At 55.2% G+C, this 241-nt stretch carries 1 protein-coding gene; it reads right to left on the bottom strand.

Going from position 1 to position 241, the window contains the following annotated elements; all coding sequences use genetic code 11:
• Positions 1-241, bottom strand: a 241-nt coding sequence (gene tnpB / locus M8006_RS18080; RefSeq protein WP_250084626.1) for an IS66 family insertion sequence element accessory protein TnpB, incomplete at both ends; no start/stop codon positions are given.

A 241-nucleotide genomic window follows, 5' to 3' on the forward strand; every position in this document is an offset into this window, starting at 1 on the left:
AATCGCTTGTACCACACCACAAAGCCATTACGCTCCCAGAACAACAGCTTCACCTTGTCGCGTTGACGGTTACCAAAGACAAACAGCGCCTTATCGAACGGGTTCAGCTCCATGGCCTCCTGAACCAACAACGCCAGGCCATCGATTTGCTTGCGCATGTCCACCGGTTCACGGCACAGATACACGGTCAGGTCAGTGCTTGGACGAATCACGGCGCCACCGCCACTTGGACAAATCGAGC

This window comes from Halomonas llamarensis, assembly GCF_023555005.1.
In the GTDB taxonomy this organism is placed as follows: domain Bacteria; phylum Pseudomonadota; class Gammaproteobacteria; order Pseudomonadales; family Halomonadaceae; genus Vreelandella; species Vreelandella llamarensis.